Source organism: Bacillus songklensis, from assembly GCF_042649685.1.
Taxonomy (GTDB): domain Bacteria; phylum Bacillota; class Bacilli; order Bacillales; family Bacillaceae_H; genus Bacillus_BA; species Bacillus_BA songklensis.
Genome location: NZ_JBHRZT010000072.1, coordinates 17,223 through 38,722, shown reverse-complemented (window position 1 = coordinate 38,722; position 21,500 = coordinate 17,223). Strand labels below are relative to the sequence as shown.

Sequence of the window (21,500 nt, the reverse complement as noted above, 5' to 3'; positions counted from 1 at the left end):
CCCTTTTTTCATCAATATCAATTGAGTCTTACTACGTTTACCCTATCCATTCGCAGTTTTCCGGATCGTCTAAATCCATGTGCTGCGGTATGGTGCCTTCCGGAATCTCCCCATCTTCACATAGATAATAGTGTCTGATCGGTTTCAAGTCGTCATTTAACTCATAGATAAGCGGGATGCCATTAGGGATGTTTAAACTCATCACTCCATCATCAGGGAGGTTGTCCAAATATTTCACCAGGGCTCTTAAAGTATTTCCATGTGCAGAAACGAGCATCCGTCGGTTCTGTTTTAAGCTGGGAACAATCTGTCCATGCCAGTAAACCAGAACCCGTTCCTCTGTATCTTTAAGACTTTCTGTGAAAGGGATATCAATGTCGTTTAAGTCTTGATATTTGGGGTCTGATAGGACATGTTGGTGATCTTTTAGGGAAATTGCCGGGGGCCGTTCATTCGTTGATCGCCGCCATAAATTTACCTGTTCTTCTCCGAACCTGGCCATAATCTGATCCTTGTTCATCCCTTCAAGTGCACCATAATGCCTCTCGTTCAACCTCCAGGATTTTTGGACAGGAATCCACATTAGATCCATTTCATGCAGAATAATCCATAGTGTTCTAATAGCTCTTTTTAGAAGGGAAGTATGGGCAACATCAAAAATATACCCGTGTTTCTTTAATACCATTCCAGCTTCCCTTGCTTCGTTCAAACCATTATCGGTTAAGTCAATATCCTGCCAACCAGTAAATCGATTTTCGAGATTATACAGGCTTTGTCCATGGCGGATAAATACGAGTTTCTTCAACAATGTACACCTTCTATCTTTTTTTCTGTTAGATTCAGTATGCCCATTATGTTAAAAAGTTTTTTCTATTTCAAACTTGTTTTTGTTTAAATTTTTCATAACAAATTTTTTCGATTTAGAAATGACTTTCATCATCAACTCTTGTAGAGAAGAAAAAAGGGCTTCTCATGTAAATGAAGCCCTTCACGCAAAGCATTTCTCTAATTTGTAACTTCTAAACCTTCTTCTATGGCAGGGAATGACTGTTTTTTAAACGTCATTTCCCATGAATCCCCACCCTGCCGTTTCGTTTTAACCCAGCGCCAGCAATTGACGCCTAAGGATTTTTTATAGCAATCTTACCGTAGTCCTGTAGAGAACCTCACATCCTAATGCGACATCTTCAAAAGAGCTCCATTCTTCGGGGTGATGGCTAATGCCATCACGGCTCCGTACAAAAATCATCCCTATTTCCGTTAGCTCTCCCATCACCATCGCATCATGGGCAGCCCCGCTTGGCAATTCATGGATTGGATAATCGATTTCTTGAAGAGCGGCCTGTATAGCTTCTATGACCATAGACGAACTCATCACAGAAGAAACGGATTGAACGGGCCTAATTACACAGCTTAATCCCCGGTTTGCGGCAATTTCCCGAATGGAATCATAAATTTTCGTTATTGTATTCTCTCTCCGTTTATCGGAAATATCCCGGACATCAATGGTAAAGTCTACCCTCCCCGGAATAACGTTGCCGCTCCCCGGCTTTACATCTAATTTTCCCACTGTAGCAACGCTTCCGTTGCTTTCCCGAGCAATTTTTTCTATGGCCAATAAGCATTCTCCCACAGCAGTTAACGCATCTTTTCTTTCTGCCATCCCGATCGTACCGGCATGACCTGCTTCACCGCTGATTGTAACTTCCGCCCATTCACCCCCCGAAATCCCGCTTACAATACCGACACCCAAATTTTTGCTTTCTAAAACTTTTCCCTGCTCAATATGCACTTCTATATATGCTTTCAGCTCATTTTTCCTTAACTGGGCTTGTTCCAGTAAGTCCGGATTAATGCGGCTGAAATATCCCCCCTCCAAGCTTGCACTCTTCATGGCCTCCAAGTAAGATATTCCATTTCCATCAACGGCTGATGCTAAATCCTTCTTTAATTTTTCGGCTCCGATCGTGCCGGACAACGCCGTACTGCCCACGAAAGCATAATCAAAACGGGCGCCTTCCTCATCCGTAAATGAGACAACCTTCACTGTCCGGTCAGGCTTGATCCCTTTTTCTTTCATGGTACGAAGAACCTCAACACCCATCAAGACGCCCATTGCCCCGTCGAAACGGCCGCCGGAATTTACTGTATCAATGTGGGAACCAATAAGGATTGCAGGCATTTCAGGATTTTTGCCGTAAATTTGCCCGAAAATGTTTCCCGCTTCATCCATATAAGGATCTAAATCCGCTTGTTCCAAAAGATTGAGCAAAAATTTCCTTGCTTTTATATCGTCTTGATCAAATGAAGTCCGTGTGACTCCACGATCTTCTCCGCTGCCGATTTTTCCGAGGGCCATTAAGTCGTTCCATAGGCGGTTTCCATTCACATTAAAATCCATGTTCTGTATGATATTGCTTTCCATATAAGAATAAATCCTTCTTTCAACATTCTTTTATTAGATCAAGGGCAGATTGAACTATCATTATAATACGAACGCAACCCGTTATCTTGTGTCCAGCATTAAATTTGACGATTTTATCTCAAAACCGAAACGGCCATTCGCGTGTATGTATGACGCTTACCGCGAATCACGATGGAGTAGGCAAGGGCCCCGCTCATTCTTCATCGATATAAACAAGCCATCCATACCTTTGTTTTAATTCGGCAGCCATGCGTTCAGCAGTAGCCCTGTCGCTGAATGTGCCGGTACGCAGCCGGTACTTTTTTGCGTTTTTGGTACTATCTAATCGCCCCGCCTCTTCATTCAGCTTGAAGATGGTGGCAGGGCCGACCAGACCATCCGCTATCAAATCGTGCTTGAATTGAAAATGCATAACCGCTTTTAAAGTAAATGATCCAAAATTCCCGTCTGCCCCGCCATTCAGTTCATAGCCAAGTTCCATCAGCTTCTGCTGGATTTGTTTGACGCCATCGCTCTTGTCGCCGAGCTTGTAAACAGATTGACCAATAAACGCAGCTTCCACTTGGGTGACAGGCTTGGATACTAACTCAAACAGTTCAGGAATGGCTTCATTTATATCCACATTTCCGCTGATTCCATTCACTTTCCCTGAGCTTGTATACTGGAACATATGCCACTGGTCCCATGTATGATTGGCCATCGGAGTTCTTTCTGTTGTATAATGCGCTACCCACAACGGGAATTGCCCTAACTTGCTTTTCAGGTAGGAACGGGCATAGCCGGCACTCGCATAAATCATCACGGGATGCCCCGTTTTATTGACTAGGCCCATTAGCCACTCATAGGCAAAATCCGTTAACCTGTCTGCACCTAAATCTGCAGCGACTTCTAAATCCAGGGAGTATGGCAAATCCGCTTCCAGTGACTGCGTTACATTGATAAAATGGTTCACCTCATCTGCGGGCCTGTTATTATCAGGTCTGGCGAAATGGTAAAAGCCAACTCTTAGTCCTGCTGACTTCGCACTTTTATAATTGATCAGAAATTTAGGGTCCGTATAGGTTCTGCCCTCGGTCGCCTTTATGTAGACACCCCTCACTCCATCTAAAGCAACCTTCCTCCACTCAATGTTTCCATTATGGTGTGACACATCAATGACTTTATAATTGGTCGCGGATCTTGCTTGCATGGATATGACCTCCCTCTTACAGCAATCCTTCTGTTTGGGCCTTCTCTTTTTTAAAGATACGCAAACTCCATAGAGAGCGGCATCGAATTTTCCTCATCAATACAATATCAATACAGATTTCATACATATAAAAACCATAGAAACTTTGTTGCTAAAACGGTTTATCGGCAAAACTTATTATAAATTGACCCCTTTCATGCCTGCCTCCGGGTAGCGTTCCCCGGCTGCGACACCACGAGGGGCAGCCTCGTTAATACGGGCTAAATCGGCTTCTGTTAACGATATATCAAGTGCCCCAATATTCTCCTCTAAGTATGGGATTCTCTTGGTGCCTGGTATTGGGACAATGTCATCTCCTTGGGCCAGCAACCAGGCAAGCGCTAGTTGGGAAGGTTGGCATCCTTTTTCCACGGCTATTTCTTTAATTCGTTTCACTAAGTCCAGGTTTTTCTGAAAATTTCCACCCTGGAAACGGGGAGAATGACGGCGATAGTCATCCTCTGCTAAGTCCTCAAATTTCTGAATTTGTCCGGTCAGAAATCCCCTGCCTAACGGGCTATAGGCAACAAAGCCAATTCCCAGCTCCCGGCAGGCTGGCAAAATTTCATCTTCGACATCTCGGCTCCAAAGGGAATACTCCGTTTGCAATGCAGTAATAGGATGAACCTTATAAGCACGGCGAATAGTCTCGGGAGACGCTTCCGACATTCCGATATAACGAACCTTCCCTTCCCGGACTAAATCAGCCATCGCGCCGATCGTTTCTTCAAAATGTTTTCATTTTCATGTTGCAAATCGCCACTCTTCTCTCTCAAATGGAAAATCAATGGTTTGCAGGTCGGGAAAAAGAGTTACATAATATAGCGGAAATTAGTCTCAAAAATCCTTCATGGCGCCTCCCCCTATTTGTGGCCCTGCAGAGATAGGGAAAACGATACTTCTAACAAGATTTCAAACCATACATAATCAATACACCATCATCTGTAATAAAATAAATCACCAAAAATTAACAGTCGTCATTCATTATTTAAGTTGGGCGCTTCACTACATCAAAGTTATCGACAATCAACAGCCAATTTTGCGGAAATGATAAACCAAGCTTCCAATAGCTCATTCCCCTAAGCCTTAATTCTTTAATTAAATTAAACTTCGCTTGAATGGAGCGGGCATCCTCAAACCAAACTTCATGTCGTTTTCCGTCCCGGTCAACATAATTAAAATGGGGTGCCTGTGCTTTATAATCATATTGGATGGAGACATTGTATTGTGCGGCAAGTTGAATAGCCCGCTGGGGACTAACAGCCCTTGCAGTCGTCCCCGGAACAAATGGCAATGTCCAATCATAACCGTACAAATTTTGTCCCATTAATATTTTAGAAGATGGCATCTCTGTGATTGCATATTCCAATACCCTTCTTACAGGCCCGATTGGAGACACTGCCATAGCAGGGCCTCCGCTATAACCCCATTCGTATGTCATAATTACGACAAAATCAACAATTTCTCCGTGGGCTCTATAATCGTGAGCTTCATACCATCGGCCTTTTTGTTCGGCGCTTGTTTTTGGAGCAAGAGCTGTGGAAATAAGCCAGCCTTCCCTTTTAAACCTGTCCCTTGCTTTACGTAAAAAGCGATTGTAAGCTTCCCGGTCTTCAGGGCGTAAGTATTCAAAATCAAAGTGAATATCCCGGAACCCATATTTCTTTGCAGTAGCTACAATGTTATTAATAAATCGGTCTTGGACTGCTATGTCATTCAACAGGATCCGACCCAGTTCATCACTGAATTGGTCGGCTTCCTGATTCGTAATCACCATCATCAGTACATTGTTATTGGCTCTGGCAATAGCCGGGAAATTATTTAAAAGAGGCTCTTTAAGTGTACCATCACGCTGTGCCTGAAAGCTAAAGGGTGCTAAATAGGTTAAATACGGAGCTGCTCTCCGGACACTGCTTTCTAACTGTGGAGAAACAGCTGTCCTTGGCTCCACATAGCCGTTAAATTCAGCCCTAACCTTTGGACGAGGCGGGATATAAAGACGGAACCCAACCTGAAGAGGCTGATCAACACTAATACGGTTAACGGCCGCTAACTCTTGAGCGGATATATTAAATTTCCTGGAGATCGACCATAAGCTGTCACCCCGCTGAACCCAGTAAAAGCTTCCTACTATAGGAATGACTATCGTTTGACCTGGAACAAGGTTATTGGGATTCGGAATTTCGTTTGTTTCGATAAGCTCATTAACCGTAGTCCCATATGCTTGCGCAATGCCAGGTAATGTTTGGTTTCGTTGAACCACATGAATTTGCATTTTCTTCCCCCCCCAGAGAAATGAACGCTACAGACATCCTATGAGAAACCATGAAAAATCATGACATGATGCAGCTAAAAATCCCCCTTCCCGATTTACGAGAAGGGGAATTTTTAGTTGCTTTTAAACCATCCTTTTGCTTTAAACCACCAAAACATGGAGAGACCAATGACAACCATCACTCCTAAAACGATAAAATAACTATAACGCCAAGTTAATTCGGGCATATACTCAAAATTCATCCCATAAATACCCGCTATAAAAGTGAGCGGCATGAAAATGGTCGTAATAACAGTCAATGTCATCATAATGCTATTCATGCGATTGGAATTTAAAGATATGTAACTGTCTCGAATATCCGTGGTTAACTCCCGGTTCGATTCAATGCTTTCAGCCAGCTTAAGTAAATGATCATAGATATCCTTAAAATAAGCTTTATTTTTCTTTGGTATTTGGATGCGTTCAGATTCTAAAATTCGATACAAAAGGTCACGCATGGGGAAAACCGTACGCCGCAGCCTCAATAATTCCTTGCGGATTTGAAACAGTTCATCTGTCCCACGGTTAGCCGTTTCTTCAGCTTCAATTTGAATGAGGCTATCCTCAATCCGATAAACACTGGGAAAGTATTGATCGACCACTTTGTCTAAAATTTGGTAGAGAACGTAAACGACACTTTGGTTTATCGTATTGGATGCTTTCAGCATTCTTTCCCAAACCGTCTTGATCTCCATGGATGATTCCAGATGAAAGGTAACAAGATAATGATCCCCCCAGAAAATATCTAATTCTTCGGGTAAAAGAGTCTTCGGGTTTAAAGAATGAAGAACCAAGAAGTTATATCCCTCATAATAATCCAATTTTGGACGCTGCAGGAAGTGAAAGCAGTCCTCGATTGCCAATGGATGAAAGTGAAAAAAATCGTGGAGTGCTTTCGACTCTTCTTCCGTTGGTAAACTAAAGTCTACCCAATACCATTTGATATCGGAATGGAGTAACCGTTCAAGTGGAACATCTTGAATAAGTTTAGAGTCATTCGTTACAGCTATGCTTCTTATCAATTACATCACCTTTTACTAATTATATTTATCCATTTCTATATGAATCTAATAACAAGACTGTCTAAAATATTTTCATTATTCCCTATTGCCTATCCAATCAACAAATTCATCATGTAGATACCTCTACAGCCTTTTAAGTGATAAACCACCATTTATTATAAAAAAACCTTTATTATATGTAAAATTTATATCTTTTTGATTGCGGGTTATTAAAACGATTGTTTAGCCTGACGGAGGACTACGGTCAGTAGAAGCATATTATTACACATAAGGACGATCATCTAAAATAACTATTTATTTGTTGTTTAACAACAAGTGGCTTAATGTCAATGGTCATCACTTTTTGCTTTTCCAATAATTGTGTTAAAATAATCTTTATTTTTCCGATAATTAAAGAATCATGATAATAAATGCAAAAAAATTGTATTGCATGAATAGAAATGGAGAGTTAACATCAATGATTAACCAAATTGATTCATTAGAAAGCTTTATAGCTACAATACCTATCTTTAAAGCATCGGTACCCGCTGATTTCTATGGATTTGAGTTTACGGGTACGGCGGTCCCTCTTCATGACAAAAATAGTAAAGTCATTGGCGGAATTGCTATCCAAATACGCAGACACAGTAAATTAAGAGACATTGCAGATCAAATCTCCAGATCATTATCACATGCTAATGATCGAATCATTGATGTCGCGAATGGATCAAATTCACTAGCCAACTTCTCCCAAGCACTCCTTGTACAATCTCACAAGGCTGGAGAAGACGTTGAGAAGACAGACGAAGTAGTGTCTATTATTAAAAAAGTTGCGGATGAAACGAATTTGCTGGGGTTAAACGCAGCAATAGAGGCAGCGCGTGCTGGGGAAAAAGGCAAAGGATTCGAGGTTGTGGCCAATGAAATCCGAAAATTTTCTAAGGTAAATCCATAACTATTCGTAAAAATTCACTTTTTCAAACACTAAAAAAACAAAACGTTTCCTACAAAGTTACCCTATTGGGATTTTTGCTCGACCGATAAACTTTTATTCTTAAAGAATAAGAAACCTAGAGGTAAAATCTCTACGTTTCTTTACAGCAGTTATTCAATAAAATACATCTTTCCATTCACTTCAAGAGACACTGATGATTGTCTCATCTCTTCCTTTAGAGATTTGGTATAGGCAACTAATTGATTAATTTTTTTCCTTACTTTAACCATTTCTACTTCTTCTTCCATCGCACCGATAATGCCTATAGCTCGCTCTTATGTTTGTTCAATATTCTCAGTTTCTTTTGTCTGTTGGCTTTTATCAGTGTTTGCACATCCTGTTATGCTAATTATTCCAAACAAACAGAACAGCAAAAATAACTGTTTCTTGATAATCACTTTTTCTTTCTTCCTAAACATAAACACGAATAATTTTTGTCTTTTTTTAATATTCGGATTTATAATTATGGAAAAAAGTGTATAAACGATAAAACTATCAGCGTCAAGGAGTTTTTGGTTGTAGGTACTTCCTCTAAGAATCATTATGTTAACTGGATGTGAATAAGATTTACAGATTCAGCAGACTTATATATTTCAGCATTCGTGTTATTTTCGAAAAAGGCAGCTAGTAAATTTCCATAATTCTAGACAAACGGATGGATACTATTTTCTGGTGTTGATTTTTTAAAAAGATCGTTTGTTCATCTAGATTAAGTCTAAAAATATACCCTGTACATTTTTGTAACGATCCATTTTTATAATAACTAATGGTAACAAAGCGGTTTTCTATTAGTTCTTTTAGAATCATACCGTTCTCTCCTTTCTAAAATGTTATCAATTAATCCATGTGTTTATATTACTTGTCTGCAGTTACAATATAATTACAATTTGCTGTAGGAGCCTCTATTTCAGCTTCGATTGACACTAAACCAAAAAAGGGATTAATCTTCAATGAAAAAACTACCTTCACAGAAAAAAGGTAGTTTTTTCGCTTTCTCTCTAATGTATATCCCATTCATCTCTAGTTTACGTAATACCGATTAGAAGAAATCAAAAAGGTTTAGATTTAATAGAATTATGTTACTTTTTGAGTTCTTCTTGAAATAAAATCACTGAAAAGCCCTCCAATCCTCTAGAATTGGAGAGCTTTTCAATTACCAAGAATCTTTATTTATGCCACGTTCAAAAATGGACGTTCTGTTTAATATTCTTCAACTCCCCCTCAGAATGTACTTATCCTATCGTAACCGACCCTGGTATATCTGATTTCACGCTATCATTTCTTTGGTGTTCTTCTTTTGAGGCACTCCTTGATTTGGAGCCTTTATATTCATAGCTATCAGTAATGAAATGATGCACAAAACCGCAATGAACGTGAAGGTCGGTACGAAACCGCCGAGAGCAGTAGCGATGAAAGATCCAGACAAGGCACCAAATCCGAAGCCTTGGTATATGATACCATAGTTTTTGCTCTGGTTTTTCAAGCCGAAGAAGTCGGCTACGATAGCAGGAAATACGGTAATATTGCCACCGAAGCAGAAAGCGATTCCTGCTACACAAGCGAAGAACAAGAAGTAATTCAGTTCCGCGAAGCTCAATATCGTTACTGCAACTGCCGTTACGAGAAGTGCACCCGATACCACTTTCAAACGGCCCACTCTATCTGACAGTGCTCCGAGCAAAATCCGACCGGTTGTATTGAAAATAGCCACTAATGCCACTGCATTGCCTGCAGTTGCAACATCTAGCCCAGCCAAACTAACACCAATATCTTTCACGATACCAATTAGGTATAAGCCGCTCATGCAAGCTGTGAATAATATCACAAATAATAGGTATGCTTCCTTTGTTTTCAGCATTTCTTTAACTGTGTAATCCTTCTCCTGTATTCCTTTAAGGGTTTGTGCCTTGCTGCTTGACTTTGCCTCCCGCACTAGGAACGACCCACCCACAATCATGATCATTACGATTAATCCCCAATATAAAAAGGCTTGAGAAACGCCTGCTGATTCAATAAGAGAACCATTAATGTACTTGAATAGCAAACTCCCCGTACCATATGCTCCAACAGAGATTCCAGAAATAAGTCCTTTCTTCTCCGGAAACCACTTAATAACATTAGATAAAGACGTAATGTAGGCCGTACCGTCTGTGAATCCTACCACAACACCGGCCAAAATGTAGAGCATCCATAATGACGAAATCTGTGAACTGAGCATTAACCCTGCACCCAGGACAATACCAGCACATCCAATTAAACGACGAATCCCCCACTTATCTTGCAGCTTACCAGCAAACAATGTCGAAACTGCCAATGCGAAACTCGTAATAGAGAATGTAATAGCAACCGAGCTCAACTCCCAATCAAAGCGTTCTACTAACGGTTGATTGAACAAACTCCAAGTATAGATTGTACCTAATCCCATTTGTACGATAACAGTCCCCAACACTATCAGCCATCGATTATATTTGCCTGCTTTCACTTCGATCTCCTCTTTTCCGGTTTATCATCTAAGGTGGTCAAAAAATAGTTATTTTCATTACCAGCAACTCTTGTTTGGCTGCCTCTTGAGTAAATCATACCACCGGAAAAAATAGTGAAATCGTTTTCAGAATGAAATGCTTATATAAAGGAATGAATTGTGGCTATAACTGCATGATTTGTCGAAACATTTTCACCTTGCTCCTACTGACTGGAACTTCTGCATCCAGATCCTTTAGATGCAGCAGATATGTTTGGTTAAACCATGGAACAATCTCGTGGATTTTGGATAGGTTGACAGAGTAAGAGCGATGACAGCGAAAAAAAAGGTTCTGCGGCAGGCGCGAATGAAATTCTGATATACTCATCGGCATCATGTACTCCTCCTGCCGGGTATACACTAACGTAACCTTTTCGTTAGCGGAGGCGTAATAAATATCGTTCACATCTGTCACGATAATTTTATCGTTCTTCCTCAGATTTATCCGGCTAACTGCTCCCGAACCCGCTTCCTCTTCATGCATCTGCGATTTAACATTGCCAGCACTTTCCGTGTTTTTCTGATTTATTTCAGATTGGTCCCGCTTATAAGCAGATTCCAGCTTGCCCAACATCGCTGCTATCCGTTTCTCATCATAAGGCTTAAGTATATAATCAAAGGCTTCAAGTTCAAATGCTTGAACCGCATGTTCTTTGTAGGCAGTCGTAAAAATAATATAAGGTTTCTTCGCAAACTTGCTGATGTTACCGGCTAATAACATCCCATCAAGCGAGGGAATATTGATATCCAAAAAAATTGCATCTGTTTCCTGCTCCTGCAAAAACTTCAATACATCCAATCCATCCTCAAAGCAGTCCGTCACTTCGATATTACTGTGGGTTTCAATCAAATATTCCAACTCCTCACGAGCTGGTATTTCATCTTCAACAATTATTGCTCTCATTTTATCTCCTTCGCTACATCAAAATAAACTTCTGTTCCAGGTGATAGTCGGTGAATGACAAGTCCTTCTCCATAGATGAGTTTAACTCGCTGATGGACGTTATACAAACCGATTTGGTTTACCGGGACGTCATCACGATACAGATTATTAACTACTTCTTCCTTGATTCCTGCTCCTGTATCCTTCACACTTATTCGCACCTTGTCTTCCATATCCTTAACTGCGATGGTGACAACCCCCGGGCCTTTTGTCATTAGTATACCATGATTAATGGCATTCTCCACCAACGGCTGAATGAGCAGGCTTGGGATGCTTACTGTAACTTCGTCAATCTCGTATTCTACTTGGAGACGTCTGCCAAAGCGGGCCTTCTCAATTTCAACATAATCACGAACCTGCTCCAGCTCTTTATGAATATCAATCAATTCATCATTTAGCTCCAGATTATAGCGCATATAGCCAGACAGATTAATAATCAATTCACGTGCCTTCTCTGGATTCCTGCGTGTAGTGGAGGCAATAGCATTCAATGCATTAAACAGGAAATGCGGGTTTATTTTAGTTTGCAGTGCCTTCAGTTCAGCCTTGTTTGCGGCTTCTTTAATCTGCTCTACTCGGGACACCTCCATAAGAGTGGAAATGATTTGAGACAGCCCAATCGCCATTGTCTGCAACGAATAGGTCATTTGATATGCTTTACGGTAATAGATTTTGAGTGTTCCCGTTACCTCCCCCCTCTCCTCGAACGGCATAATGAGAAGGTACTGAATTTGCGGCGTATTGTGATCGGCCACTTTTCTACTGATCGTGATCTTACCGCTGTGAATTGCCGATTTAGTCAAATCACTGATAATTTCCTGTCCGATTTTATACCTTTCTTCTCCAAACCCAACATATGCCAATACATTGTGGGTATCCGTAATCGCTACAGCGTCAGCCTTAATATCATTTTTGATGATGGTGCAAATCATTTTCAGAGACTCCGAATTAATGGAACGAAAATAAGGTAACGTTTTGTTAGCAATTTCCAATGCCAATTTGGCTTGTCTTGCAGCAATCATTTCCTTCTCGCCTTCTACGCTCATTACCAGCAATACGATCAGTCCAATACTGATCTCCCCTGCAATCATTGGAAATCCGATCTTAGAAACGATGTCCAACCCGAGTTCAAAAGGTTCAGCCATGACAAGAATCAGTAACATTGTCATGATTTCACACACCATTCCAGCAGCTATGCCAAAAATCCAACGTACGGACTTTCTCACTCTAAGGTTAATATATCCGGAGACTATGCCAGCCGTTATGCTCGTAATGAGACATGGTACGGCTGTGATGCCGCCAATATCAATCAAGTAGCGATGCACTCCTGAGACAATGCCTGTAATTATGCCTACCCATGGTCCAAATAATATTCCCCCGGACATTATTGCAATAATGCGGACATTCACAAGCGAACCTTCCACTTCAATACCCGAGTATGTACCAAAAAGGGCAAACACACAAAAAATAAGGGTGATAACGAACAATTCGATAGGTGAATGCCTGTCTTTTTGAAGTGTTTCCTTAAACCTGGGAATTCGTGTCATAAAAAACAGGCAGATCAGGAGCAGTGCCGCCCGTTCGAATAATTGCATCAACATTTCTAATGAAGTATTCATCTGAAGTTCCTCTCTAACAATCATTTACTATCTAATTCATAAGTTCCTTTCTAGTTTACCAAATAAGGGAGAGTCCTTCATGTTTATTGCTGGTGTAATTGTAGTAAATACTAATGGCTTACATACTACACATTTTGAAGCAGCTAGATTTCCATCTCCTACAACATGGACAAAAAACTATGCTAAACTAAAAATACAAAAACGAAAGCCCTCTTTCGGGTTGTTATTGGGGCCAGTGTTTTTACCAATATTATTTGTGGTTCCGGGTGTATTTATTGGACTGTTGATTTTAAAATTCATCATTCACACTTCATAAAAAGGAATCCCATTTTCTCTTGCATGTAAAGTGGATGATGGCATTTTTTATTTCGGGCATAAACAGAAAGCCTTATTCAGCTAAGCTCCCCGTCCGTTGGAGAAGGAACCGGCTCCTATTTCATTTGAACAACACAAGCTGGGAATAATACTCAAAAATGTACTGCCTTGCTTTCAAAATGAGGTGAAAAAATGCTATATCTTGATAAGAAGCATGATCCAAGAAAGAATTCAAAATTGATATCGGAAATTGTTGGCAAAGAACAAGATATCAACGATATGATCGAGGAAACGGACCGCCTTTTCCTTCAATGCAGCATGAATAATCCCGGCCATACAGATCAACAAAATCAGCTTCCGCCTCTTTCAATGTTTTCTATTTTTAAACATTTGCCGAAAAGAATTACTCGCTTTCTTTTGGCTGTCCCGGCAAATGATAACACCCAACCATCCGATACATCTGTCGACGGGCAAGGAAATGTTTATCCAGAATGGAAAGAGCTGTTGGATAAAGAATACACCCATTTATTGAGTAAGATTAATAGGGAAGTAAACGTGCAAGATTACGGTGCAGTAGGTGATGGCAAAACGGACAATACCGAAGCCTTTAAGAAAGCGATCGGGAACGGCCGGGTAAAAGTTCATGTACCGGCGGGAGTCTTTATAACAAAAGGGATCAGGCTCCCATCATGGACATATTTAGTCGGCGAAGGAAAAGGCGTGACAATGATCAAACTTCATGATGACGCTCCGAAAGGGACAAGGCTTGTGACAAATGCCAACCATTCGAGAGGAAATCGTAATATTGTTGTACAGGGGATGAGTTTAGACTGGAATGTAGAAAGACTCGGTAACGCAGCTAAAACGAGTACATGGGGCAATCATTCCAGCTGTTTAACTTTCGCCCATGTTTCATTTGGCTGGGTTAAAGATGTAGAAGGAATCAATCCGGGGCTTCATTGCTTTGATGTTTCATCCACCCTCTACAATTACTCTGGAGACGGATATCGTGCACGCCGCGGGAGCAAGTACGTATGGCTCGATAACGTAAACGGTTATGGCTTTGGCGATGACGGCATTACCACTCATCATAGCGACCATATCTTTATCTCAAATTCCCATATGTGCGACCCAAGCGGCAGAGCGCATCATAAGGGGGCTTCTAACTCTAACGGGATTGAAATTGATGACGGTTCCCGAAATGTTTGGCTCGTTCATAACTCTACCGCAAGATGCTTCGGCGGAGTGGAAATAAAGGCACACCATAATTCTTCTGCGGCATCTAACGTTCAAATCATTGGACATCTTTCCATGAATGATAACCGCTCCTATAACTTGCGCCATATCGGGCATCACAAAAGTACAGATCCCGAATCTAAAACAGCTTATAATATTAAGGCGACGAAGATTATCGCAATAGCACCCGTTTATTCGGATTTGTATAAGGAGTCCACTCCCCGCGGTTTGGTCGTGTCCGCCTATAAAAATGTTGTCATCAACAACTTTATATTGATTGGTGATCCTGATTATGACTATAAAGGAAATCCTGTCATCGCGATTCAATATCGTGCGAGAAATGTCGTGCTGAACAATGTGACGATAAAGAATTTTAAAAAAGCCGGCGTTGATATTAAGGTGTTTGGCGGTGAACAGCGAGCTGACAATATCCATATTCACAACGCCGCTATTTGTCGATCAACACGGCAAGCTGTCGATATAGGTCCGGGCATACAAAGCATTGAGATCAATCATGTAAGGGCTTTGGGCGAAAACGGTAGATATGGACTTAAAGCCAGTAACACACAGACCAATATTTCTGGATTTCATGCAGAGGGTTATGAAATTCCGTATTGCATTGCAGAAAAAGATCGTAAAACAACCGCTAATGATACTGTATGTTCCGCCATACTAGGTCGTTAGCCTTGTTTTGTATTTTCACCCCCGACAAAATACTCACCAAAACCGGCAGATGAACTTATTCTTAATTTTGTTTCATTGTTCTAGTCAGTTACCTGCTATACAGAATGCTCTGACTGCATCCCCTTAAGAGGGTCTTTGTTTTCTACAGGTTTGCGGGCTTGATAGCGCTGGGCTCCAACGAATGGAGAAACAAGAAGGCCCAATACGCAGGCGATCAAGCCTACCATAAATCCATTGTGCAACGCTGTTTCCAGTGCATTGCGTATAAATTCTACGGCTTCGGGAGGAAGTTTGTCTTTTGCCTGCATCAAGACCTCGGGCTTCGCCATTTGAACCGCTTGCTCATGAGGAAGCTGGGAAACCTTAATAAATTCAGTCATTTTGTCCTTCAGATGGCCGTTAACGATCGTTGCTGTAATCGCTGCCCCCATTACCCCCCCAATACTGCGCCAGAAGCCCACAACAGAAGAGGCAATTCCCATATATTTCGGATCTACGGATTGAGCCATTGCATTTTGCGATACACTCATGATCGGCCCCAGCACGAACAAGCCAAGAACAACCATAACGAAAGTGACGATATATTTATCTGTGTGATGGGTCATTGTGCTTAACATATAAGCCGCAAATATTCCCATTGCCATCGAAAAAGCCATTATCGTCCTGTATGAAAGTTTAGTAGAGATGTACCCGCCTAAAATGGCCCCAATCATAATCGGAAACATCACCGGAGTTAGTACGCTGTTTGAGTTCGCATTCCCCATTACTGCAACAGACAGAATAGGAAGATACGTAATCGCCGAGAACATGATTACACCTTGGCAAAACACAACAAAACTTGTTCCGGATACAGTTTTGTTCTTGAAAATCACCAAAGGAAGAACTGGCTCCTTGGCTTTTGACTCGACAAATAAGAAAGCTGCTATGCACACTCCTGCAAACGTAAACAAGCCGATAATTTCAGTCGAACCCCACGGGTAGTCTTTTCCGCCCCATTCAAGGCCGAGCAGGAGGGAAACGGTAGAAAGAATCAAGAGAAACGTACCGAGATAATCGACCTTAGGTTTCGTTTCCGAACGAGACTCTTTCAATGAGAACATCAGGACAAGGAATGATAAAATCCCAAATGGAAGATTGACGTAGAAGCACCATCTCCAGCCAAGCCAAGAGGCTTCCGAGATCCAGGTTCCGATTTGTGGCCCTAAGACCGAGGAAATCCCGAAAATACCCGCAAAAACCCCAGACATCTTTGCAGCCTGTTTAGGATCTGAGGAAAGAGAATAAATGATTGTAAACGAAATCGGGAATAGTGCTCCAGAGCCTACCCCTTGAATCACTCGGTACACAATCAACTGCTCGATCGTATGAGCCGTTCCGCAGAGGGAAGAACCGAGCAAAAATAAGCCCACCCCGATCAGATAAAACAACTTACGGCCGAACAGGTCGCTCATTTTACCGAAAATTAGCATGGTACTGGTTGTTGCAAGCATGTATGCTGTAAACACCCAGCTCATTTTGTCAAATCCACCGATATCTTTAATGACTTCGTTAATGCTTGCAGATACTATGGTGTTATCTAGAGAAGACATAAACAACCCCAAAGCCATCGCTGCGATGACTAAGGGCATCCGACTGCTTTCTTTAGCGGTCACGAAGAAACAACTCCTTACCATATGATATTTCGTCATCTATATAAAAGCGGCAAGTGTCGCTGACTGATACAACAGTACTTCGGGACGCGGGTATTTGTCAATATTTTACTGCCAATTACCATTTAGGTATGTAGAAAAAGCTATCAGACTAAGGATATACTGAGTCAGCATGGTACAAATGAAAAAGAATGCTGCTAGTAAGACCGCAGCATTTTCTTTCACCTAAACACATCTTCTTTCAACAGAACAACCTAATAGGGGATGGGTATTGGTCGCATACCAATATTAGTCTTCCTCATTCATCATTTCATCAAAGGCATTGGATACTTTTTCAAATTCCTCATCATTCTCAATAAATGACAAATCACCTTCATGATCGACTTTCAAAAAGAAGATATCGATGTCTTCCTCGGTTTCTTTTTGAAGATCTTCTACAAAGCCGACAGCAGCATATTCTGTTCCTTCAATATTCACTGTTCCCAACACTTCAACTTCCTGCTCCTGATCATTTTCATCACTAATGGTAAAGATTTCGCCTACTTCTATTCTTTCCATGTCACATTCTCCTTTCACATTTCTGAAAACGAAATGTCCAAATCGTATATCTACTAGCGTATCTTCCCATGGAGAATCAAATTAATGCGTAAAAAGCAAGAAATTTTTGAAGTTTTTTGTCCTTTATTTTACTGGACTCCCCATCCTTTTTATCAAATGTAAATCAGCTAAAGTTACGGGAAGTCAGCCTATGTTTAGATTGTTTTTCTTATTTCTTTTCTACAGCATGTCCGCCAAACTCGTTGCGAAGAGCGGCGACAACTTTTCCTGTAAACGTATCGTTTTCTAATGAACGATAACGCATCAATAAGGACATGGCGATGACAGGAGTAGCGGTTTGCAGATCTAAAGCTGTTTCAACTGTCCATTTTCCTTCGCCGGAAGAATGCATACTCCCTTTGATTTCATCCAGTTTCGCATCTTTAGAAAAGGCGCGTTCTGTCAATTCCATAAGCCATGAGCGAATGACGGACCCGTTGTTCCATACTCTCGCCACTTTTTCATAATCGTAGTCAAATTCACTTTTCTCCAGTATTTCAAATCCCTCACCAATCGCAGCCATCATTCCGTATTCAATTCCGTTATGAACCATTTTTAAGAAATGGCCGCTTCCTGCTTTTCCTGCATATAAACATCCGTTTTCGACAGCGGTATCGCGGAAAATGGGCTCGACGATTTTCCAGGCTTCAGGATCGCCTCCCACCATGTAGCAAGCTCCGTTGCGAGCACCTTCCATTCCGCCTGAAGTACCTGCATCCATAAAACTTACTCCGAGCTCCTTCAACTCGTTGTAACGGCGAATGGATTCTTTATAGTGGGAATTGCCGGCTTCAATGACAATATCTCCGTTGTCCAGGAGAGGACTGATTTCACTAATGACTGAATCAACAACGGGATGCGGAACCATAATCCAAATAATTCTTGGTGTTTCCAGTGATTGAACAAGCTCCTTCAGGCTGGATGCACCTGCACCTCCGTATGTTTTCATTTCTTCTACTGCAGCGGGATTTACATCGAACGCCACAACTTTATGGTCCCGATCCATTAAATTTTGACCTAAATTTAATCCCATTTTCCCTAAACCGATTAATCCAATTTTCATGTTAGCTGCCTCCTAAAACGATCTTGAAAAGAGAATATATCTTTAAAACTGCGTTCATCCCGTGTTTGGATGTGTAAATTATGAAGCATTCCCCTGATGCACCCCTGAAAAATTTTTTCTGCTATATTAGGAATTATACGAAATATTTTTTTATATAACAATGAATTCCGAAAAAAATTTTTTATTAATTATTTATTTACGAAAAATTATTTCTTCCGTATCACTTATGCTATACTTTTTCTATTAATATAAATAAGAAGGGAAATTTCTTATGACGACGAGCTGTTTAGGGAAAATTCGTTCCTATTACGCAAGACTGAGTGAAAAAGAAAAAAAAATTGCGGATTATATTCTGGAAAATCCAGAGAGAATTATTCACAGTACCATTAATACAGTGGCAGAGGACTTAAATGTGGCAGATGCGACCGTCTTCCGGTTTTGTAAGCGAATAGGATTTAAAGGCTACCAGGCAATGAAAATTGCTCTTGCCTCGGAAATTATGACTCCAATCCAGCAAATTCATGAAGAAATTAACGAACAAGACAATGAAAAAACCGTGACGGAAAAAATATTCAAATCCAATATCAGAACATTAGAAAATACATTGCAAATTTTAGACAGCTCTTCTATAAAAAAAGCAGTAGAGCTGCTCCTTCATGCGCAAAGAATAGAGTTTTACGGAACCGGCGGGTCAGCGGTCATTGCCATGGATGCGTATCACAAGTTTATAAGGGCAGGAATGAAAGCCTTTGTTTTTTCCGATTCCCATTTTCAATTAATGTCGGCTTCCCAATTAACAGAACATGATGTTGCTGTTGTCATTTCCCACTCCGGCACAAACAAGGATACACTCCGTATTCTAAAAACAGCCAAGGCGAACGGTGCGAAAACGATTGGAATGACAAGTTTCCCAAAATCGCCAATCGGGCAAAATGTTGATGTTGCCCTCTATACAATTTCGGAAGAAACGGAATACCGATCCGAGGCATTAGCATCAAGAATCGGCCAGCTGAGCTTAATTGATGCTTTATATGTAAATATCGCCATTTTAAATAAAGAAAAAGCAAAAAACTCCCTTGAAAAAATCCGGAATGCTATCTCGGAAACCCGAATGTGAGAAAAATTGTCCTTTACCAAATGATTTAGGTGGATTTATATAGCGTAAAAGGGTGAGCCCCTGCTTTCAGTAGAAGCTCACCCTTTTCTTTTTCAGAGAAATCTTGGGCCATTAGACAAATAAATCAAGAACTAAGATAAATGCAAGTGCTGCCACAGAGATGATCGTTTCTAAAACGGTCCATGTTTGTAATGTTTCTTTTACGGACATTCCGAAGTATTCTTTAATCATCCAGAATCCTGAGTCATTTACGTGAGAAAGAATAAGAGATCCAGCGCCTGTTGCTAAAACAAGAAGCTCGATGTTCGTACCAGGTACGACTGCTGCAATCGGAGCAACAATACCTGCTGCTGTCATCATCGAAACGGTTGCTGAACCTGTTGCAACACGAATCATTGCAGCAATCCCCCAGCCTAATATGATTGGTGAAACATGTGATTGTTTTGCCAGTTCAGCAATATAATCGCCGATGCCTGAATCAAGCAACACTCTGTTAAATGCGCCGCCTGCTCCGATCACTAGAAGAATAGTAGCGGTTGGAGCCAAGCAATCATTCGAAAACTTTAAAACAGTATCACGGTTTAAGCCGCGGAAAAATCCTAAACTAAAGAAAGAGTAAACGGTTGCAATTAGAAGTGCGACTACCGGATCTCCCAAAAATTTAAATGCGGCAAACGCTGTGCTTTCCTTAGGCAAGGTTAACTCTGCAATAGAAGCAGACAGCATTAAAATTACCGGCACCAACACTGTGAATACTGTATTGAAAAAGCCTGGAAGTTCCTTTGTATCTTTATTCTCTGTAAGCTGTTCGCCAATTTCTTTTGGCACTGTTTTATGAATCCGCTTTCCAATCCATTTACCATAAACAGGACCTGCAAGAATAGCCGTTGGAAGTCCTACAATAATAGAATAAAGAATCGTTAATCCAACATCCGCTTTAAAAATGCCAACTGCAGCCATTGCAGCCGGATGCGGAGGTACAAGTCCATGAACAACGGAAAGTCCTGCTACTAATGGAACCCCGATCGTTACTAATGAAACTCCTGTTTGACGTGCAATCGTAAATACTAATGGAATTAACAAAACAAATCCCACTTGGAAAAATACGGGTATACCGACAATAAATGCTACAAACATCATGGCCCAGTGAACATTTCTCTCTCCAAAACGGGCAATCAGCGTTTGTGCAATCCGTTCAGCTCCGCCTGACTCGGCCATCATTTTTCCAAGCATTGTCCCAAGCGCTAAAACAATAGCCAGGAACCCTAACGTATTTCCCATACCGGTTTTAATTGAATCAATGATGCCGGGAACCTCTGTCGGATTATCCGATACAAGCGGCATCCCTGTTGCAAGTCCAACACCGATTGCCGTCACAATCAGTGAGACAAAAGGATTTAACTTAGCTACCGTTATAAGCAATAATAGTGCAATAATCGCGGCTAAAACAATTAATAATAACATGATGAAACCTCCTTGATTTCTATAAATCTCATTTTGAAAACACTTTCATTTGATGAGTCGATTATACGGAAAATATTTTTTCTAATCAATACTTTTTTAAGAAAAAATTTTCATTCATAGATTTAGCACAAAAAAATAGGGAGCTGACCCATAAGTCTTTAGAGGATGTCCCAAAAGTACGCTTTTGTACTTTTGGGACATCCTCCCTATCAAACTTCCATACTCTCATACAGCAAAAAAAACATACAAAAACCCTGGACTTGTAGGAATCCAAGGCGAGATTCATTTTCCTTCTATATAAGTCCCACTTCATTTTTTAACATCTGTCAC

The 21,500-nt window shown here is 40.9% G+C and carries 16 protein-coding genes and 3 pseudogenes; 4 read left to right on the top strand and 15 right to left on the bottom strand.

What is annotated here, in order from left to right:
* Positions 1-37 precede the first annotated feature (37 nt).
* The 7 genes and pseudogenes from gpmA to corA form a co-directional block, all read right to left on the bottom strand.
* Positions 38-805 carry a 2,3-diphosphoglycerate-dependent phosphoglycerate mutase gene (gene gpmA / locus ACFOU2_RS18920; protein ID WP_377917893.1) on the bottom strand — a complete coding sequence of 256 codons (768 nt, stop codon included), beginning with the start codon at positions 803-805 and terminating at the stop codon, positions 38-40.
* A 327-nt stretch (positions 806-1,132) separates the two neighbouring features.
* A complete protein-coding gene (locus ACFOU2_RS18915; RefSeq protein ID WP_377917892.1) occupies positions 1,133-2,425 on the bottom strand; it encodes a M20 family metallo-hydrolase in 1,293 nt (430 codons plus the stop codon).
* A 113-nt stretch (positions 2,426-2,538) separates the two neighbouring features.
* Positions 2,539-2,622, bottom strand: coding sequence for a DUF7916 family protein (locus ACFOU2_RS25740; RefSeq protein WP_449237055.1), 84 nt, complete (start codon positions 2,620-2,622; stop codon positions 2,539-2,541).
* Positions 2,619-3,614, bottom strand: a complete 996-nt coding sequence (locus tag ACFOU2_RS18910; protein ID WP_377917891.1) for a GH25 family lysozyme — start codon at positions 3,612-3,614, stop codon at positions 2,619-2,621. Before ACFOU2_RS18910 ends, ACFOU2_RS25740 begins: the two co-directional genes overlap by 4 nt.
* A 177-nt stretch (positions 3,615-3,791) precedes the next feature.
* Positions 3,792-4,382, bottom strand: a pseudogene (locus ACFOU2_RS18905) (aldo/keto reductase); the annotation flags it as partial.
* A gap of 259 nt (positions 4,383-4,641) precedes the next feature.
* Complete coding sequence (locus ACFOU2_RS18900) at positions 4,642-5,928, bottom strand: LysM peptidoglycan-binding domain-containing protein (protein WP_377917890.1); 1,287 nt, start codon at positions 5,926-5,928, stop codon at positions 4,642-4,644.
* A 113-nt stretch (positions 5,929-6,041) separates the two neighbouring features.
* Positions 6,042-6,989 (bottom strand): magnesium/cobalt transporter CorA, encoded by a 948-nt coding sequence (corA, locus tag ACFOU2_RS18895; protein ID WP_377917889.1) that lies wholly within the window; start codon positions 6,987-6,989, stop codon positions 6,042-6,044.
* A gap of 400 nt (positions 6,990-7,389) precedes the next feature.
* On the opposite strand from corA, the pseudogene ACFOU2_RS18890 reads away from it, so the two are divergent.
* Positions 7,390-7,908, top strand: a pseudogene (locus ACFOU2_RS18890) (methyl-accepting chemotaxis protein); the annotation flags it as partial.
* A 678-nt stretch (positions 7,909-8,586) separates the two neighbouring features.
* Here the strand turns inward: ACFOU2_RS18890 and ACFOU2_RS18885 are convergent.
* The 4 genes from ACFOU2_RS18885 to ACFOU2_RS18870 all read right to left on the bottom strand — a co-directional run bounded on the left by ACFOU2_RS18885 (position 8,587) and on the right by ACFOU2_RS18870 (position 13,045).
* Positions 8,587-8,769 (bottom strand): YolD-like family protein, encoded by a 183-nt coding sequence (locus ACFOU2_RS18885; protein ID WP_377917888.1) that lies wholly within the window; start codon positions 8,767-8,769, stop codon positions 8,587-8,589.
* 460 nt (positions 8,770-9,229) lie between these two features.
* A complete protein-coding gene (locus ACFOU2_RS18880; RefSeq protein WP_377917887.1) occupies positions 9,230-10,444 on the bottom strand; it encodes an L-lactate MFS transporter in 1,215 nt (404 codons plus the stop codon).
* Positions 10,445-10,607: 163 nt separating this feature from the next.
* Entirely contained in the window at positions 10,608-11,387 is a 780-nt protein-coding gene (locus tag ACFOU2_RS18875) for a LytR/AlgR family response regulator transcription factor (RefSeq protein ID WP_377917886.1), read from the bottom strand.
* Complete coding sequence (locus ACFOU2_RS18870; RefSeq protein WP_377917885.1) at positions 11,384-13,045, bottom strand: LytS/YhcK type 5TM receptor domain-containing protein; 1,662 nt, start codon at positions 13,043-13,045, stop codon at positions 11,384-11,386. Before ACFOU2_RS18870 ends, ACFOU2_RS18875 begins: the two co-directional genes overlap by 4 nt.
* Positions 13,046-13,130: 85 nt before the next feature.
* On the opposite strand from ACFOU2_RS18870, the pseudogene ACFOU2_RS18865 reads away from it, so the two are divergent.
* Positions 13,131-13,205 (top strand): annotated as a pseudogene (locus ACFOU2_RS18865) (ABC transporter permease); the annotation flags it as partial.
* Positions 13,206-13,552: 347 nt separating this feature from the next.
* A complete protein-coding gene (locus ACFOU2_RS18860; RefSeq protein WP_377917884.1) occupies positions 13,553-15,280 on the top strand; it encodes a glycosyl hydrolase family 28-related protein in 1,728 nt (575 codons plus the stop codon).
* A 95-nt stretch (positions 15,281-15,375) separates the two neighbouring features.
* Here ACFOU2_RS18860 and ACFOU2_RS18855 read toward each other — a convergent pair whose 3' ends face one another.
* The 3 genes from ACFOU2_RS18855 to gnd form a co-directional block, all read right to left on the bottom strand.
* Positions 15,376-16,932 carry a DHA2 family efflux MFS transporter permease subunit gene (locus ACFOU2_RS18855; protein WP_377917883.1) on the bottom strand — a complete coding sequence of 519 codons (1,557 nt, stop codon included), beginning with the start codon at positions 16,930-16,932 and terminating at the stop codon, positions 15,376-15,378.
* A 285-nt stretch (positions 16,933-17,217) separates the two neighbouring features.
* Positions 17,218-17,487, bottom strand: coding sequence for a DUF1292 domain-containing protein (locus ACFOU2_RS18850; RefSeq protein ID WP_377917882.1), 270 nt, complete (start codon positions 17,485-17,487; stop codon positions 17,218-17,220).
* A gap of 208 nt (positions 17,488-17,695) precedes the next feature.
* Positions 17,696-18,589 (bottom strand): phosphogluconate dehydrogenase (NAD(+)-dependent, decarboxylating), encoded by an 894-nt coding sequence (gnd, locus tag ACFOU2_RS18845; protein ID WP_377917881.1) that lies wholly within the window; start codon positions 18,587-18,589, stop codon positions 17,696-17,698.
* A 271-nt stretch (positions 18,590-18,860) separates the two neighbouring features.
* Here gnd and ACFOU2_RS18840 point away from each other — a divergent pair, with 271 nt between their 5' ends.
* Positions 18,861-19,706, top strand: coding sequence for a MurR/RpiR family transcriptional regulator (locus ACFOU2_RS18840; RefSeq protein WP_377917880.1), 846 nt, complete (start codon positions 18,861-18,863; stop codon positions 19,704-19,706).
* 111 nt (positions 19,707-19,817) lie between these two features.
* Here ACFOU2_RS18840 and ACFOU2_RS18835 read toward each other — a convergent pair whose 3' ends face one another.
* Positions 19,818-21,170: a GntP family permease gene (locus ACFOU2_RS18835; protein ID WP_377917878.1), complete on the bottom strand. Its 1,353-nt coding sequence runs from the start codon at positions 21,168-21,170 to the stop codon at positions 19,818-19,820.
* Between the last annotated feature and the right edge of the window lie 330 nt (positions 21,171-21,500).